At 71.9% G+C, this 16,565-nt stretch carries 14 protein-coding genes and 1 pseudogene; 11 read left to right on the forward strand and 4 right to left on the reverse strand.

Going from position 1 to position 16,565, the window contains the following annotated elements; all coding sequences use genetic code 11:
* Nucleotides 1-322: 322 nt before the first annotated feature.
* Nucleotides 323-952, forward strand: a complete 630-nt coding sequence (locus tag QF027_RS30045) for a hypothetical protein (protein WP_306977298.1) — start codon at nucleotides 323-325, stop codon at nucleotides 950-952.
* 26 nt (nucleotides 953-978) lie between these two features.
* On the opposite strand, the gene QF027_RS30050 is transcribed toward QF027_RS30045, so the two are convergent.
* Entirely contained in the window at nucleotides 979-1,866 is an 888-nt protein-coding gene (locus QF027_RS30050) for a bifunctional helix-turn-helix transcriptional regulator/GNAT family N-acetyltransferase (RefSeq protein WP_306977296.1), read from the reverse strand.
* A gap of 139 nt (nucleotides 1,867-2,005) precedes the next feature.
* On the opposite strand from QF027_RS30050, the gene QF027_RS30055 reads away from it, so the two are divergent.
* The 8 genes from QF027_RS30055 (at nucleotide 2,006) to QF027_RS30090 (ending at nucleotide 12,838) form a co-directional block, all read left to right on the forward strand.
* Entirely contained in the window at nucleotides 2,006-3,817 is a 1,812-nt protein-coding gene (locus tag QF027_RS30055; protein ID WP_307078190.1) for a hypothetical protein, read from the forward strand.
* Nucleotides 3,804-4,160 carry a hypothetical protein gene (locus QF027_RS30060; RefSeq protein ID WP_057607802.1) on the forward strand — a complete coding sequence of 119 codons (357 nt, stop codon included), beginning with the start codon at nucleotides 3,804-3,806 and terminating at the stop codon, nucleotides 4,158-4,160. The genes QF027_RS30055 and QF027_RS30060 overlap by 14 nt, the downstream gene beginning before the upstream one ends.
* 113 nt (nucleotides 4,161-4,273) lie before the next feature.
* Entirely contained in the window at nucleotides 4,274-5,557 is a 1,284-nt protein-coding gene (locus QF027_RS30065) for a hypothetical protein (protein ID WP_307078193.1), read from the forward strand.
* A gap of 187 nt (nucleotides 5,558-5,744) precedes the next feature.
* The gene (locus QF027_RS30070; RefSeq protein WP_307078195.1) at nucleotides 5,745-7,271 is read left to right on the forward strand and encodes an aldehyde dehydrogenase family protein; all 1,527 of its coding nucleotides are present in this window, start codon (nucleotides 5,745-5,747) and stop codon (nucleotides 7,269-7,271) included.
* A 45-nt stretch (nucleotides 7,272-7,316) separates the two neighbouring features.
* Nucleotides 7,317-8,846: a GMC family oxidoreductase gene (locus QF027_RS30075; protein WP_307078197.1), complete on the forward strand. Its 1,530-nt coding sequence runs from the start codon at nucleotides 7,317-7,319 to the stop codon at nucleotides 8,844-8,846.
* Nucleotides 8,846-9,952 carry a quaternary amine ABC transporter ATP-binding protein gene (locus QF027_RS30080; RefSeq protein WP_307078199.1) on the forward strand — a complete coding sequence of 369 codons (1,107 nt, stop codon included), beginning with the start codon at nucleotides 8,846-8,848 and terminating at the stop codon, nucleotides 9,950-9,952. Before QF027_RS30075 ends, QF027_RS30080 begins: the two co-directional genes overlap by 1 nt.
* On the forward strand, nucleotides 9,952-11,889 hold the full coding sequence (locus QF027_RS30085) for an ABC transporter permease (RefSeq protein WP_307078201.1): 1,938 nt from the start codon (nucleotides 9,952-9,954) through the stop codon (nucleotides 11,887-11,889). Before QF027_RS30080 ends, QF027_RS30085 begins: the two co-directional genes overlap by 1 nt.
* A 1-nt stretch (nucleotide 11,890) precedes the next feature.
* Nucleotides 11,891-12,838 (forward strand): ABC transporter substrate-binding protein, encoded by a 948-nt coding sequence (locus QF027_RS30090; protein ID WP_306977280.1) that lies wholly within the window; start codon nucleotides 11,891-11,893, stop codon nucleotides 12,836-12,838.
* Nucleotides 12,839-12,844: 6 nt separating this feature from the next.
* Here the strand turns inward: QF027_RS30090 and QF027_RS30095 are convergent, their stop codons facing one another.
* The 3 genes and pseudogenes from QF027_RS30095 to QF027_RS30105 form a co-directional block, all read right to left on the reverse strand.
* On the reverse strand, nucleotides 12,845-13,567 hold the full coding sequence (locus tag QF027_RS30095; RefSeq protein WP_307078203.1) for an isocitrate lyase/PEP mutase family protein: 723 nt from the start codon (nucleotides 13,565-13,567) through the stop codon (nucleotides 12,845-12,847).
* A pseudogene (locus tag QF027_RS30100) lies at nucleotides 13,564-13,827 on the reverse strand (carboxymuconolactone decarboxylase family protein); the annotation flags it as partial. The gene QF027_RS30095 and the pseudogene QF027_RS30100, both read right to left, overlap by 4 nt.
* Before the next feature lie 235 nt (nucleotides 13,828-14,062).
* Complete coding sequence (locus QF027_RS30105; protein WP_306977276.1) at nucleotides 14,063-14,560, reverse strand: carboxymuconolactone decarboxylase family protein; 498 nt, start codon at nucleotides 14,558-14,560, stop codon at nucleotides 14,063-14,065.
* Between the two features lie 46 nt (nucleotides 14,561-14,606).
* Here QF027_RS30105 and pdxR point away from each other — a divergent pair, with 46 nt between their 5' ends.
* Both pdxR and QF027_RS30115 read left to right on the forward strand, forming a co-directional pair.
* Nucleotides 14,607-15,995: a MocR-like pyridoxine biosynthesis transcription factor PdxR gene (gene pdxR / locus QF027_RS30110; protein WP_306977274.1), complete on the forward strand. Its 1,389-nt coding sequence runs from the start codon at nucleotides 14,607-14,609 to the stop codon at nucleotides 15,993-15,995.
* Between the two features lie 59 nt (nucleotides 15,996-16,054).
* The gene (locus QF027_RS30115; protein WP_307078205.1) at nucleotides 16,055-16,543 is read left to right on the forward strand and encodes a carboxymuconolactone decarboxylase family protein; all 489 of its coding nucleotides are present in this window, start codon (nucleotides 16,055-16,057) and stop codon (nucleotides 16,541-16,543) included.
* Nucleotides 16,544-16,565: the final 22 nt, after the last annotated feature.

The following is a 16,565-nucleotide window of genomic DNA, read 5'->3' on the forward strand; positions in this document are numbered from 1 at the left end:
TTCCGGATCAGGGCCCGTGGCCGTTTTTCGCCCTACGGTCGATGCAGTACCCGGTGGGGTGATGCGGGGGGGCGAGATGAACGGCTGGAACGGCTACAGCTCCGGTTCCGGAGCGGAACACGAACCGAGCGAGGAGAGAGGCCGGGCGGCCTGGAGTTCGGGGGAGACGGGGACCGCCCCGCCGTGGGCATCGGCCCGGACACCGACCTCGTTCGCGCCTCCCTGGGCGACGGCCGGGACACCGGCTGCCCCCGCCCCTCCCTGGCCACCGGCGGCGCCGGCTCCCGCGGGTCCCCCGCGCGCGCCCCACCGGGTCCGACGGGTGCTCGCCGCCCTCGCGGTGGCCGTCCTGGTCGGGGTCTCGGTCGGTGTCGGTGTCTGGTGGCTCATCCGCGACACCTCCCTCGGGTCCGGTTCCGGGAGGGGCGCCGGCCCGGCCCCGAGCGTCACGGCCACGCCGTCCCCGTCGCCTTCCGTCTCCACCGCCTCGGGGTACCGCCGTGTCCAGGATCCCGTCGGCTACACCGTCGACGTTCCCCGGGGCTGGACCCGCACCGAGACGCAGGGGCAGTCCGCTCCGGTCGTCGTCTACGACGCTCCCGCCGACGGCCGCCGGCTCCAGGTCTTCCGGCTCGCGGAGGACACCCCGGCCCAGTCCCTCGGCCTGGCCGAGAACGACCCCGGCTACGGCTTCTCGCGCCGGCCCGGCTACCAGGTCCTCGACCGGGCCTCCGGCACCACCTGGGCCGAGCTCGCCTACCGCTACGACGACACGGACCTCGGCGCCCGCCAAGTCGTCGACCACCGTTTCCGGGCCGCCGACGGGAGGCTGTACGCGATCCGCGCCACCGGCCCCGCCGCCCTCGCGCCCGCCCTGGTGCGCGAGCCTCTCACCAAGGCGCTGGCCTCCTTCTGCCCGGCGGACACGGAGTGCGGCGTGGGGGCGGAGTGAGCCCTGGGGTCCGCCGAGACCCGGGGTCAGCCGGTCAGCCGCTTCTCGAACCAGTAGTCGCCGTAGACGTGATCCACGTACGGCGGGATCTCCGTGTAGCCGCACGCCCGGTACATCGTCCGCGCCTCGGTGAGCGAGGCGTGCGTGTCGAGCCGCAGGACGGCCAGGCGGCGGGCGGCGGCCTCCGTCTCCAGGGCCGCGAGGATCCGCCGGGCGAGGCCGAGGCGGCGGGCGTCCGGGTGCACCCACACATGGCGGATCTCGCCGACGCGCGGCTCCAGCCGGCGCAGCGCGCCGCAGCCCACGGGGCGGCCCTCCTCGTACGCCACGAAGAACGCGCCCGCGGTGCCGGAGACCTCCTCGGGGCGCACCAGGTCGGACTTGTCGAAGCCCTCCGGGAAGCGGGCGTCGATGTCGGCGGCGTAGGCGTCGAGGCAGGCGCGGGCGTCGGGGGCGGCGCCGTCGACCGGGGCCACGGTGATGCCGGCCAGGCGCAGCAGGCGCTGGGCGGTGCTCATCGCCTCGGTGAGCCGGTCGCGCTGGGGCCGGGTGAGTCCGTCGAGCAGACCGGCCGCGAGGGCGTCGGCCCGGCGGTTCTGCTCCTCGAGTTCGATTCTTCCGGCGCGGGTCAGCTCGACCATGCGCAGCCGGCTGTCGCCCGGGTGGACGCTGACCCGGACCATGCCCTGCCCTTGCAGGGTCTTCGCCATCCGGCTCAGATATCCGGCGTCCAGACCGAGCCGGGTCCTGAGCTCGCGCAGCGAGACCCCCTCGCCGATCTCGAACAGCAGCCGCGCCTCGCCGAGCGGGCGGTCCTGGCCGAGGTAGTGGTCGTCCAGGGCGCCGATACGGCGGGTGAAGTAGCGGTTGAACCGGCGGAACTCCGCCACGTGCTCTGTCGACACCGGGTCCATAATCTTTGACTTTAGTCAAATTAATCTGCCGCTGTCCACAGATCGGCATTCCGGTTCGCCGGCCCCACCCGCACCTCTATGCTGATCGGTTGTCAACAACAGCAGTGAGCAAGGCCTTTGCACGCATCGGGGGAGTGGCGTGAGTACTGCATTCGTGCCTCAGCAACCGCAGCCGGCGTCGGGCGGCGCACCACCTTCGCCGGCACCCCCGGGACCGGCCACACCACCGCACGCCAGTGAGGCGACCCGGCTGCTGTGCGCGGGCACCTACCTGGATTCCGGTTACCGGGACCGGGTCATCGAGCAGCTGCACCTGAACGAACAGCGGATCGTGGCACCCTCGCTCGGCCTCGACGCGGCCCGGGTGCTCGCGCACGCGCTGCGAGCCCGGCGCCAGGAGCTCCTGTGGGCCGGACTGATCCTGGGCCTGTGGGTGATCGGGCTGCCGCTGACCGGCGGGCTGCTGTTCGTGTTCCTCGGTCCGAGCCTCATGCTCGCGGCCGCCTCGTGGATCCGGGGCAAGAGCGCGAACCCGCCGCTGTACCGGCGGGTGCCGGCCTTCTTCGTGCGCTGGTGGGGGCGGCTCGTCTTCGCGGCGTTCCTGATCCTGGCCCTCGTCGTCGCGTTCGGCGGGGGCGACGACGACTCGTCGTCCTACGGTGACTCGGGGTCCTTCGGCGACTCGTACGGCTACGGCGACTCGTACGGTTCCTACGGCGACTCGACCGGCCCGTCCGATCTGCTGTTCCCCGACTTCGACGGGGTCAGCGAACTGATCGGGCCCCTGCAGGCCTGGCTGGTGATCGTCGTCTTCGCACTGATCGCGGGATGCGTGGCCGCGCAGCGCGGACAGTTCGCCCGGGCGATGGGCGCCGAGCTGTCCCCGCAGCGCTTCCCGGACGCGGCCGGCGACCCCGCCGAGCGGGCCGAGGGACAGCGGTTCCAGCGGCTGAAGCAGCGCATCCGGATCGAGCAGCACGCGCCGCTGGTCATGTACCACGAGAAGCGTCCCTTCTGCGGGGCCGGGGCCGCCTACGAGACCTGGGTGCTCGCCGTCGAGCTGCGACCCGACGAGACGAAGAAGGAACAACTGCCGCTGAACAACCGCGCGGTCCTGGAGAAGATCCGCCCGCTGCTCGAACAGCTGCGGCTGCCCTCCGAGTTCGCCGGACACACGGTCCGCGACCGGCTGCGCTGGCTGGAGATCGACGAGTGCGTGTTCCTGCCCGCGGAGGGGCTGCGCCGGCGCGAGGAGGCGCCGTACCACCCGCAGGCCTTCGAGGACCACCGGGCACGTGCGGTCGAGGAGGGCGCCGAGAAGCGGCGGCACTTCCTGCGGATCCGGGTCGGCGGCTGGGAGGAGGAGCTCGTCGTCACGGTCTTCGTACGGGTTCACACCCAGGGCCGGATGCTCATGCTGGAGATCGCCCCGCATGTGCTGCTGCCGGTGCGCGAGGACTTCAAGGACGCCGACCGCACGGCCCACACCCACCGGCACAACAACGTCGTCGGGAAGGCGGCCTGGGCGGTGGCCCGGGTGCCGGGCTCCGCGGCCCGCTCCCTCGTCACCCTCGGCAGGGGCGTGGGGTACGCGTGGAAGCTGCTGACCGGCGGCCACACGGGCGCGCTGCCCGACGGTCCGGCGCTGTCGGTGCGGGAGCTGGGCTCGGTGGACGAGGGGTCCCGCTTCCAGGAGATGGACGCCTCCCGCTACCTCAGGAGCGTGCAGGACCGGGTCGCGCACGGCGTGCTGACCGCGCTGGCCGAATCCGGTTACCAGACCGGCGAGTTCGTCCAGAAGATCGTGAACATCAGCAGCGGCGGAGTGAACGTCGAGGGCGGTGTCCACGGCAGCACCTTCGCGGTGGGCAAGAACGCCACCGCGTCCTCCGGCAACGGCGGCGCAGGGTCCGCGCCGCAGAAGGGAACCAGCGGCAATGACAACGGATGAGCCAGGCGTCAGCATCAGCGGCGGTGTCCACGGCAGCACCTTCGCCATCGGCAGCCACGCGCACGCCGAGAGCCACCACGGTACGGCGCCCCAGCGGGACGAGGCCGCCGAGGCGCTCCTGACCGCCGTACGGGAACTCCGCGAGGACCTCACGCGACTCCGGGCCACCGACGAGACGGCGGCGCTGGACAGCGCGCTGGCCGAGACGGAGGAGGAGATCGTCACGACGGGGCAGGCGGGGCCGACCCGTCGGGAACGCCTGCGGGCGCTGCTGGACGACTCGCAGGCGCTGGTCGGTCTGGTCGCTTCGGCGGGGGCCGTGGCGGGGCTGCTGGGGTTGTGAGAGGGCGCGGTGCGGTAAGGGGGGAGTGCGGCGCCGGTCCACGGTGGCCGCGGTGAGTCGGCGTTCGTGGCGTGGGTGTGAGCGGGGGACGCGGTGAGTGGGAAGGGGACGCCATGAGCGGGGGCGTGCGGTACTGGAACGAGGAGACACAGCGGTGGGAGGACGGGGACGGGAGCGGGACCGCGACCGGTCCGGTCACTCCGCCGCCACCGGCCCGGCCGGGCGCTGTGCCGACGTGGCCGCCGGGGGTGCCCGGGGCCGCGGGCGGAGAATCGGACGGCGCGCCGTCGGCTGACGGGACCGTCACGCCCACGGCTGGGCCGGTCGCGCCCGTGTGGCCGCCGGCGGCCGGGTCGGTCGGGTCGGAGGCGGCCCCCGACCAGACCGTGGGCGCGGCTGCGGGGTCCGGCTCCACGGAACCGCCGCCCGCTGCCACGGGACCGTCTGCGGAGGCCGCCCCCGTCCTGCCGCCCCCGCCCTCCCCTCCCGCCGGCTGGCCCGGAACCGGAGGCGGCAGCACCTGGCACGGACCCGGCGCCGCCGGTGCTCCCGGCGCCCCCGACGGCGGCTGGTCCTCCGTCGAGCAGCTCGGTGGCGGATCCACGCCGTCGGCAGAGTGGTCGGGGACTTCCTGGTCGACCGCCGCTCAGACCTCCGCTCAGCCGGCCGCCACCGCGCCTGCCGCCGGGACGAACCGTCGGATCGTCTGGTCCGTGCTCGCCGGGGTCGCCGCCGTCGGCGTCGCCGTGACCCTGATGCTGACGCTGGCCGGCGGCGGGGACGAGGACGACAAGGCCGGTGACGTGAGCCCGACGCCCACGGGGGTCGTCTCGCAGCAGAGCGGCCCCTACGAGTCGCCGACCCCCTCGCCGACCGAGGACACGGCGTCCCCGCTCGCCTCGCCCGAACTCCCCGCCGGGTACGAGCTGTACGAGGACAAGGAAGGCTTCCGTGTCGCACGGCCCGCGGGCTGGTCGCGCACCACCGTGACGTCCAAGTACGGCATCGACGTGGTCAACTACCGCAGCGCGGACGGGGAGCGCCGGCTCCAGGTGTACCAGGTCGCGGAGGAGTCCCCGGAGGCGTCCTTCGAGCTCTACCTCTCCGCCGACACCCCCAAGCCGGACGGCTTCGAGCAACTGGACCTCCAGCCCGTCGAGGAGGACGGGTTCACGGGCGAACGCCTGGAGTACCGGGCCGACTCCCTCAGCGGAGAGCCGGACGTGGGCCCCTGGCACGTCTACGACGAGCGGTTCGTCGCCCAGGACGGCCTCATCTACGCGATCGCCGCGTACGGCCCGGAGAACGACGGCGGCCAGGACGAACTGGAACTCCTGACCACCGCTCTCTCCGGCTTCTGCGCGCCCTACGCCTGCGACGCCGCGTCGATCGACTGAACCGGCGTTCGCCGCACCCGCCTGCCGTGTCTTTCGCCCCGCTTTGTCCGCATGTTCCGTGAGTCAGCGCACTTTCGGCCACCGATTGCGCATGCAATCGAGGTGCGCGGGCAGGCGACGACGGTCCCCGTGAGTGACGCGTGTGTGACACAGGGGAACTGAACAGGAACGGAAGGCAACACCGATCATGGCCGGACAGCAGGCGCGGCAGGAGCCGCAGACCATCCACGCGGGCGGCGAGTGGCGCGCAGCCGTCTCCGGAGCCACCCGCGAGATCCTCGACCCTGCCGACGCGCGGCCGTTCGCCGTGGTCGCCGAGGGGGACGAGAAGGACACCGACCTGGCGGTCGCCGCCGCCCGCCAGGCCTTCGGCTCAGGACAGGGCCCCTGGCCGCTCACCCCCGTCGCCGAACGCGCCGCACTTCTGCGCCGCGTCGCCGATCTTCTCGTACGCGACCGCGAAGAGCTCGGCCTCCTGGAGAGCCGTGACGCGGGCAAGACGGTGGAGGAGGGCCGGGTCGACATCGACTGTGTCGCCGACGCCTTCCGCTACTTCGCCGACCTGGTCGCGGGCGAGGCACCCGGCCGGGTCGTCGACGCCGGCTCGACCGACATCCACAGCGTCGTCGTACACGAACCCGTCGGCGTGTGCGCGCTGATCACGCCCTGGAACTACCCGCTTCTCCAGGCCAGTTGGAAGATCGCTCCCGCGCTCGCGGCCGGCAACACCTTCGTGGTCAAGCCGAGCGAGATCACCCCGATGACGACGATCGCGCTCATCGAGCTCCTGGTCGAGGCCGGTCTGCCGGAAGGCGTGGCCAACATCGTGACCGGTCCCGGCCACACCGTCGGCGCCCGGCTCGCCGAGCACCCCGACGTCGACCTGGTCTCCTTCACCGGTGGCCTGATCAGCGGCACGAAGGTCGCCCAGGCGGCGGCCGTCTCGGTGAAGAAGGTCGCCCTCGAACTCGGCGGCAAGAACCCCAACGTGGTCTTCGCCGACGCCTGCGCCACCCCCGAGGGCTTCGACACCGCCGTCGACCAGGCCCTCAACGCCGCCTTCATCCACAGCGGCCAGGTCTGCTCCGCGGGTGGCCGCCTCATCGTCGAGGAGTCCGTCCGGGACCGCTTCGTCGCCGAACTCGCCCGCCGGGCCTCGAAGATCCGTCTCGGCCGCGGCACCGAGGACGGTGTCGAGTGCGGGCCGCTGGTCTCCGAGCAGCAGCGCGCCAAGGTCGAGTCGTACGTCGCTTCCGCGCTCGCCGAGGGCGCGGTGCTGCGCTCCGGCGGTCAGCGCCCCGAGCCGTCGGCCGAGCGTCCCGCCGACGGCTACTTCTACGAGCCGACCGTCCTCGACCGCTGCCACCGTGAGATGCGGGTCGTGCGGGAGGAGGTCTTCGGACCGGTTCTCACCGTCGAGGCCTTCCGCACCGAGGACGAGGCGATCGCCCTCGCCAACGACACCGAGTACGGCCTCGCGGGCGCCGTCTGGACCACCGACGCCGGCCGTGCCCGCCGGGTCGCCGGCCGCCTGCGCCACGGCACCGTCTGGATCAACGACTTCCACCCCTACCTCCCGCAGGCGGAGTGGGGCGGCTTCGGCAAGAGCGGAGTGGGCCGCGAGCTCGGCCCCGCCGGACTCGCCGAGTACCGCGAGAGCAAGCACGTCTACCAGAACCTCGCGCCGAAGCCCGTGCGCTGGTTCGCCGGTTGAGCCCACTCGCCCTCCCCTCTCTCAAGACTTTCCTGGAGTACCCCCATGTCCGAGATCAAACAGGAGTACGACTACGTCGTCATAGGCGGCGGAACGGCAGGCTCCGTCATAGCCTCCCGTCTCACCGAGAACCCCGACGTCACCGTCGCCGTCATCGAGGGCGGCCCCAGCGATGTCGGCAGAGACGACGTCCTCACCCTGCGCCGCTGGATGGGCCTGCTCGGCGGCGAGCTCGACTACGACTACCCCACCACCGAACAGCCGCGCGGCAACTCCCACATCCGGCACAGCCGCGCCCGGGTCCTCGGCGGCTGTTCCTCGCACAACACCCTGATCGCCTTCAAGCCGCTGCCGTCCGACTGGGACGAGTGGGAGGAGGCAGGCGCCAAGGGCTGGGGCGCGGTGCCGATGGAGGCGTACTACGCCCGGCTGAAGAACAACATCGTCCCGGTCGACGAGAAGGACCGGAACGCCATCGCCCGTGACTTCGTCGACGCGGCCCAGAAGGCCCTCGAAGTCCCCAGGGTGGAGGGCTTCAACAAGAAGCCGTTCGACGACGGCGTCGGCTTCTTCGACCTGGCCTACCACCCGGAGAACAACAAGCGCTCGTCGGCGTCGGTGGCGTATCTGCATCCGGTGATGGACGAGCGGCCCAACCTCCGCCTTCTCCTGGAGACCTGGGCGTACAAGCTGGAGCTGGAGGGCACGCGTGCGGAAGGCGTGCACGTGCGGACGAAGGACGGCCAGGAGACCCTGATCAGGGCCCGCCGCGAAGTCCTTCTGTGCGCCGGTGCCGTCGACTCGCCCCGTCTGCTGCTCCACTCCGGCATCGGCCCCCGTGCGGACCTCGAAGCACTCGGCATCCCGGTCGCGCACGACCTGCCGGGCGTCGGCGAGAACCTCCTCGACCACCCCGAGTCGGTGATCGTCTGGGAGACGAACGGACCGATCCCCGAGAACTCCGCGATGGACTCCGACGCGGGCCTGTTCGTGCGCCGCGACCCCGAACACGCGGGCCCGGACCTGATGTTCCACTTCTACCAGGTCCCCTTCACGGACAATCCGGAACGTCTCGGTTACGAACGCCCGGCGTACGGCGTCTCGATGACCCCGAACATCCCCAAGCCCAAGAGCCGCGGCCGCCTGTACCTGACCAGCGCGGACCCGGAGGTGAAGCCCGCCCTCGACTTCCGCTACTTCACCGACGAGGACGACTACGACGGCCGCACCCTCGTCGACGGGATCAGGATCGCCCGCGAGATCGCGCGGACCGAACCGCTCGCCGGCTGGCTGAAGCGGGAGGTGTGCCCGGGCCCCGACGTCACCGGTGACGAGGAGCTGAGCGAGTACGCCCGCAAGGTCGCCCACACCGTGTACCACCCGGCGGGCACCTGCCGTATGGGTGCCGCCGACGACGAACTGGCCGTGGTGGACCCCGAGTTGAGGATCCGGGGCCTGGACGGCATCCGCATCGCCGACGCGTCCGTGTTCCCGACCATGACCGCCGTGAACCCGATGATCGGAGTGCTCATGGTCGGCGAGAAAGCCGTAGACCTGCTGGGAGGTGGTGCGTGATGAGTACGACCGCGACCATGGAGAAGCCGCCGACGACGGACCAGGCGGTGTTCTCCGTCGACGGCCTGTGGAAGGTGTTCGGCCCCAAGGCGGACCGCGTTCCCGAGGACGCTGAACTGTCCGCCCTCGACCCCGCCGACCTGCGCGCGCAGACGGGCTGCACGGCGGCCGTCCGCGATGTGAGCTTCGACGTCCGCAAGGGCGAGGTCTTCGTCGTCATGGGCCTGTCCGGCTCCGGCAAGTCCACGCTGGTGCGCTGTCTGACCCGGCTCATCGAACCGACGGCGGGCACGATCTGCATCGACGGCGAGGACGTCCGCGCGATGGACAAGTCCCGGTTGCGCGAACTGCGCCGCCACCGCGCCGCGATGGTCTTCCAGCACTTCGGCCTCCTCCCGCACCGCACGGTCCTCGACAACGTGGCGTACGGCCTGGAGATCCAGGGCATGGGCAAGGCCGAGCGCCGGGCGCGGGCCGCCGAGGTCGTCGCCAAGGTCGGCCTGGAGGGCATGGAACAGCGCAGGCCCGCCCAGCTCTCCGGCGGCCAGCAGCAACGCGTCGGCCTGGCCCGGGCCTTGGCGGTGGACCCGCAGGTCCTCCTCTTCGACGAGCCGTTCAGCGCGCTCGACCCCCTGATCCGGCGGGACATGCAGGAGGAGGTCGTCCGCCTGCACCGGGAGGAGGGCCGCACGATGGTCTTCATCACCCACGACCTGAGCGAGGCCCTCAAACTCGGCGACCGGATCGCCCTGATGCGTGACGGCAAGGTCGTCCAGCTGGGCACCCCGGAGGAGATCGTCGGCTCCCCGGCCGACGGCTATGTCCGCGAGTTCGTCCGGGACGTGCCCCGCGAACAGGTGATGACGGTCCGCAGGGCCATGAAGCCGGGCGACTGCGCGGGCCCGACCCACCCGGGCGCACTGGCCCCGGACTCCGTCGTCGCCGACGCGATCAAGGTCGTCGCCGGCAGCGGCAGGCCGGCGTGCGTCGTGGACAACGGACGGTGCCTCGGCGTCGTCGACCACGAACGCCTGCTCGGCGTCGTCGCCGGAACGGAACTCGGCAACAAAGCCGCCGGAACGGAGCTCCGCAAGGAGGCCGTCTGATGGCAACCGTCACCGCGTCCACGCCCCGCGTCCTGCCCACCGGTCTGCTCAGGCACCGGGCGGTCCACAAGCTCCTGCTCATCGCCCTCGCCGCCGCGGTCCTCGTGCCGCTCGCCAACGCCCGCTGGGCCAGCGGCAGCTGGCCGAGCGCCCTCACCGTCGACCTCACGAGCCCGCTCTCCAAGGCGAGCGACTGGATCATCGACAACCGCGACAGCCACCCGCTGTTCCTCTACTTCTTCGGCTACGTCAGCAACGCCGTCGTGATCTCCGTACGCGCCGTGTATCTCGTCCTGCTCGGCGCGGGCTGGGCCGGCGTCACCGCGCTCGGTGCGCTCGTGGCCTGGCGGGTCGCCGGCGTCAGGCTCGCCGTGGGCACGGCGGCGGCGTTCCTCGCCTGCGGTCTGCTCGGCATGTGGGTGCCCACCATGCAGACCCTCGCCCTGATGGTCGTCGCCGTCCTCGCCTCGGTCGTCGTCGGTGTCCTGCTGGGTCTCGCCGCCGGGCTGTCCCGCCGTATGGACAAGATCCTGCGTCCGGTCCTGGACACCATGCAGGTGATGCCCGCCTACGCCTACCTCCTCCCGGTGGTCCTGGTCTTCGGCATGGGCGTGCCCGCCGCCGTCCTCGCGACCGTCGTCTACGCCGCCCCGCCCATGGCCCGCCTCACCGCGCTCGGCCTCCAGAGTGCGGACAAGGAGGTCCTGGAGGCGGTCGAGTCGCTCGGCACCACCGCCCGCCAGCGGCTGCTGACCGCCCGTATCCCGCTGGCCCGCAAGGAACTCCTCCTCGGCCTCAACCAGACGATCATGATGGCGCTGTCGATGGCCGTCATCGCCTCCGTGATCGGCGCCGCCGGCCTCGGTGACCGCGTCTACCAGGCGCTGGCCTCGGTCGACGTGGGCGCGGCGCTCGCGGCCGGCATCCCGATCGTGCTGCTCGCCGTCGTCCTCGACCGGGTGACGGGCGCGGCGGGTGACGGCACCGAACCACGAGGGCGCGCGGGATGGGCGTACGCCCTCGCCGGGGCCGTCGTCGTGGCGGTGGCCGGGCGTCTGCTGGGCCGTCTCGACTGGCCGGACACCTGGACCCTGAACATCGCCGAGCCGGTCAACCGGGCCGTCGACTGGATGACGGACCACCTCTACTCCGGTGTCCCCGTCGTCGGCGGCACCGCCGACTGGGCCGGCCACTTCACCACCTGGGTCCTCGACCCGGTCCGCGACGGGCTCCAGGGGCTGCCCTGGTGGTCCGTGCTGCTCATCGTCGCCACCCTGGCGTGGCTGATCGGCACCTGGCGCACCGCGCTCACCGCGGTCCTCGCCATGGCCGCGATCGGCGTCCTCGGTGTGTGGACACCCGCGCTGGACACCCTGTCGCAGGTCCTCGCGGCCGTCGCCGTCACCCTCGTCCTGGGCTTCGCGACGGCCGTCGCGGCGGCCCGCAGCGACCGCGTCGAGCGGCTGCTCCGGCCCGTCCTGGACGTCTTCCAGACCATGCCACAGTTCGTGTACCTGATCCCGGTCGTCGCGCTGTTCGGCGTGGGCCGCGCGCCCGCCGCGGCGGCGGCCGTCGTCTACGCGCTGCCCGCCGTCGTCCGCATCACCACGCAGGGCCTGCGCCAGGTCGACCCGGCCGCGATGGAGTCCTCGAGGTCGCTCGGCGCGACCAGTTGGCAGCAGCTGCGGCAGGTCCAACTCCCGCTCGCCCGGCCCGCGTTGCTGCTCGCCGTCAACCAGGGCGTGGTGCTCGTGCTCGCCGTCGTCGTCATCGGCGGCCTAGTCGGCGGAGGCGCGCTCGGCTACGACACCGTCTTCGGCCTGGCCCAGGGTGACCTGGCCACCGGCCTGGTCGCGGGCGCAGCCATCGTGTGCCTCGGCCTGATGCTCGACCGGGTCACCCAGCCGACCGAACGCCGCACGGGGAAGGGAGCCTGACATGCGAGTACGTGCGATCGCGGTGGGCGGCGCCCTTCTGCTGCTCACCGGCTGCGGCGCCGCCGACATGACCAAGCAGGCCTCGCCCTTCGCCAACGCGCAGGGCGCCAAGTCGGTGACCCTGTCCGTCCAGTCCTGGGTCGGCGCGCAGGCCAACGTGGCCGTGGCCCAGTACCTCCTGGAGCACAAGCTCGGCTACCGCGTCGACACCGTCCAGGTCGACGAGGTCCCCGCCTGGGACGCGCTCAGCCAGGGCCGGGTCGACGCCATCCTGGAGGACTGGGGCCACCCCGAGCAGGAACAGCGGTACGTCAAGGACAAGAAGACGATCACGGCGGGCGGCGGGCTCGGTGTGACCGGGCACATCGGCTGGTACGTCCCGACGTACTTCGCCAAACAGCACCCGGACGTCACGAACTGGAAGAACCTCAACAAGTACGCCTCGCAACTGCGCACCGCGGAGAGCGGCGGCAAGGGCCAGCTGATGGACGGCTCCCCGTCCTATGTCACCAACGACAAGGCGCTGGTGAAGAACCTGGGCCTGGACTACCAGGTGGTGTTCGCCGGTTCGGAGGCCGCGCAGATCACCCAGATGAGGCAGTTCGCCAAGGAGAAGAAGCCCTTCCTGACCTACTGGTACGCCCCCCAGTGGCTGTTCGAGAAGGTCCCCATGACCGAGGTGAAGCTCCCCGCCTACAAGGAGGGCTGCGACGCGGACCCGGCGAAGATCACCTGCGCCTATCCGCACACCCCGCTCCAGAAGTACCTCAACACGGACTTCGCCAGGTCCGGCGGCAAGGCGGCGGCCCTGCTGAAGAGGTTCAAGTGGACGACCGAGGACCAGAACGAGGTCTCCCTGATGATCGCCGACCAGAAGCTGACGCCGGAAGAGGCGGCGAAGAAGTGGGTGGACGGCCACACGTCGACATGGAAGGCGTGGCTGTCCTGAACGGCCCTATCGCTGGAGGCGGTCGGCGCTCTCACGCAGCTGGCGGGCCATCCTCCGCTGCAGCCCCGGCCCGAACGTGACGCGAGTGGCCCCGAGTTCACCGAGTTCGGTGGGCGAGGGGCCCTCGCCGTCCAGCCGGCCGAGCATGTTGACCGGCCCCTGGACACCGGACCGCAGCAGGGGGAGCACGCCCGCCGGGGCGCCGATCGGATAGACACAGTCGGCGCCCGCGGCGACGTACAGCGCGGCCCGCTCGATGGCCCGCTCGGGATCACCGTCGCCGTACGAGAAGGTGTCCACGCGGGCGTTGACGAACAGCTGGTCACCGGCCGCGTACCGCACCTCGGCGAGCCACTCGGCGTGCTCGCGCGGGTCCTTGAGGACACCCTGGCGGGAGTCCTCGAGGTTGCAGCCCACGGCACCCGCCTCCAGCAGCCGCTCCACCAGCTCCTTCGGCGCCAGCCCGTACCCGCCCTCGACGTCCGCCGACACGGGGATGTCCACGGCTGCGGAGATGCGCGCCACCGCGGCGAACATCTCGTCGGCCGGGGTGGATCCGTCCTTGTGTCCGAGCGCTGCCGCGATCCCCGCACTGGGCGTGGCGAGCGCCGGGAACCCGGCCTCCTCGCACACCCGGGCGCTGAGGGCGTCCCAGGGGCCGGGCAGCACCAGCGGATCGCCCGGGAGGCGGTTGCGGTGCAGGGCGCGAAAGACCTCCACCTTGCTCACTGCCGGTGACCCCCCGGCGGGATCCGGCGCGAGACCATCACCCGGTTCCAGTCGTTGATGGCGACGATCAGACCGATGAGATGGGCGAGTTGCCCCTCGTTGAACTGCTTGGCGGCGGTGGCGTACACGTCGTCCGGCACGAACTGGTCTGTCAGGACGGTCACCGCCTCCGTCAGCGCGAACGCGGCCCGCTCCCGCTCGTCGTACACGCCCTCCGCCTCCTCCCGGGCGGCCAGCAGGTCCAGCTGCTTCTCGCTCACCGTTCCTGTGAACTGAGCGGGAGTGCGTGGTCCGGTCCCGGGAGGCCCCCGCGGCCGGAGGCTGCTGTTGGACGCCGCCCTGCGCGACCTGGCCAAGTAGATACGGCCAGAGGCGGCGAGGAGGCCCTGATCCATCCTCTGGTGGAGCGGGGCCCCGCACGCTGACGCCGTACCCGGTGTCCCCGGTCGCACGACAGGGCCCGGCCGACCTCGCGGTCGAGGACGTCCGTACGGCTCACTGGTGCTGCCCCGCCTCATAGTGGCCCGGGACCATACGGCAGGTCACACCGAACCGGTTCCACGCGTTGATCACCGTGATCGCGGCGATCAGCTGGGCCAGCTCGGCCTCCTCGAAGTGCTTGGCCACGTGGTCGTACACCTCGTCCGGCACGAAGCCGTCGGTGAGGACGGTGACGGCGTCGGTCAGTTCGAGGGCCGCGACCTCCTTCTCCGTGTAGAAGTGCTTCGACTCCTCCCACGCACCGAGCTGGATGATCCGCTCGACGCTCTCACCGGCGGCGAGGGCGTCCTTGGAGTGCATGTCGATGCACAACGCGCAGTGGTTGAGCTGCGAGGCGCGGATCTTCACCAGCTCCAGCAGCCGGGGGTCGAGGCCGCGCCGGGCGGCCGTGTCGAGGCGGAGCATCGCCTTGTAGACCTCGGGGACGTGCTGGGCCCAGGCCAGGCGGGGCGGCTGTTCGGGGGTGTATCGGACGTTTTCCTCTGTAGTCATGCCTCGACCCTAGAAGCCAGGCAGCCCAGGAGTATGGTCCACTTCCATGGTGAAACCCTGGGCCACTTTCGGCGTCGACCTGCACCTGGAACCCACCGGAGGGGGCGTCCGGCGGGGCCTCACCGACGCCCTGCGCGAGGCCGTCCGCACCGGCCGGCTCGCGCCCGGCACCCGGCTGCCCTCCTCCCGCGCCCTCGCCGCCGACCTGGGCATCGCCCGCAACACCGTGGCCGACGCCTACGCCGACCTGGTCGCCGAGGGCTGGCTCACCGCGCGCCAGGGCTCGGGCACCCGCGTCTCGGAACGTACGGTCGTCCTGCCGACCGGCGCCCCACCCCGGCCCCGTGAACCCGGGCGCCCCACCCACAACCTCGTCCCCGGCACCCCCGACCTCGCCTCCTTCCCACGCGCGCAGTGGCTCAAGGCCGCCCGCCGGGCCCTCGCCACCGCCCCCTACCAGGCCCTCGACTACGGCGACCCGCGCGGCCGCATCGAACTGCGCACCGCCCTCGCCGACTACCTCTCCCGCGCCCGCGGGGTGCGCGCCGACCCCGAACGCATCCTGGTCTGCGCCGGGTTCTCGCACGGCCTGCGCCTCCTCGGCGCCGTACTGCGGGCCCGGGGCGCCCGCGCGGTAGCCGTGGAGTCGTACGGCCTCGACGTGCACTGGAACGTGCTCGCGGCCGCCGGTCTGCGGACCGTGCCCCTGCCGTTCGACGAACGCGGCACCGACCCGGGCGAGTTGACCGACCAGGCCGCGGTCCTGCTCACCCCGGCCCACCAGTTCCCGATGGGCGGCACCCTGCACCGCGACCGTCGGGCGGTCGTCGTCGAGTGGGCGCGCCGCACCGGCGGCCTGGTCGTCGAGGACGACTACGACGGCGAGTTCCGCTACGACCGCCAGCCCGTCGGCGCCCTCCAGGGCCTGGACCCCGACCACGTCGTCCACGCGGGCACCGCCAGCAAGTCCCTCGCCCCCGGCCTCCGGCTGGGCTGGCTGGTGCTGCCGCCCGGCCTCATGGAGGAGGTGCTGACCGTCAAGGGCGGCATCGACACCTGCGCCTCCCTCGACCAGCTGACCCTTGCCGAGTTCCTCGTCTCCGGTGCCTACGACCGTCATGTGCGCGCCGCCCGACTGCGGTACCGGCGCCGCCGCGACGCCCTGGTCGCCGAGCTCTCGCGGCGGGCCCCGAGGGTCCATGCCACGGGGATCGCGGCCGGTCTGCACGTCGTGCTGCGGCTCCCGCCGGGCACCGAGCAGTCGGCGCTGCGGGCGGCGGCCTGGCAGGGTCTCGCGGTCCACGGGCTGCACCGCTACCAGCACCCCGAGGCCACCGTCGAGCGGCGCGACGCGCTCGTCGTGGGCTACGGGACACCGCCGGACCACGCCTGGTCGGGAGCGCTGGAGGCGCTGTGCGCGGTGCTGCCCGAATAACGCCGCCTATTTCAACTGTTCCTCATTCCCGAATGCGGACGCGTGGATAGAGTCACCCCATGAACAACAGTGCATCCATATCCCGTGTGGCCCTGAAGAAGATCACCCCCGACGCGTCAGCGGCGATGGGCTCCCTGCACGCAGCAGCCGTTTCCGCGGCCCGGAATGCCAAGGTCGAACCGGAACTCCTGGAACTGATCCGGATCCGCGCCTCGCAGATCAACGGCTGTGCGTTCTGCCTCGACATGCACACCAAGGACGCCCGTGCGGCGGGCGAGACCGAGCAGCGCGTCTACGCCCTGAACGCCTGGCGGGAGACCCCCTTCTTCACCGCACGCGAGCGCGCCGCACTGGCATTGACCGAGGCCGTGACCCTGGTGCACGACGGGCAGGTGCCGGACGCGGTCTACGCCGAGGCCGCGGAGGTCTTCGACGAGACGCAGATCGCGGCGCTGATCTGGGCGGCGACCGTCATCAACGCGTACAACCGGATCGCCATTGCCACGCGCATGGCGCCGGGGAATTATCAGCCGACGCCGAAGAACTGAATTCGGGCACCTTTGAATGCGC

It is taken from the genome of Streptomyces canus (assembly GCF_030816965.1).
Taxonomy (GTDB): domain Bacteria; phylum Actinomycetota; class Actinomycetes; order Streptomycetales; family Streptomycetaceae; genus Streptomyces; species Streptomyces canus_E.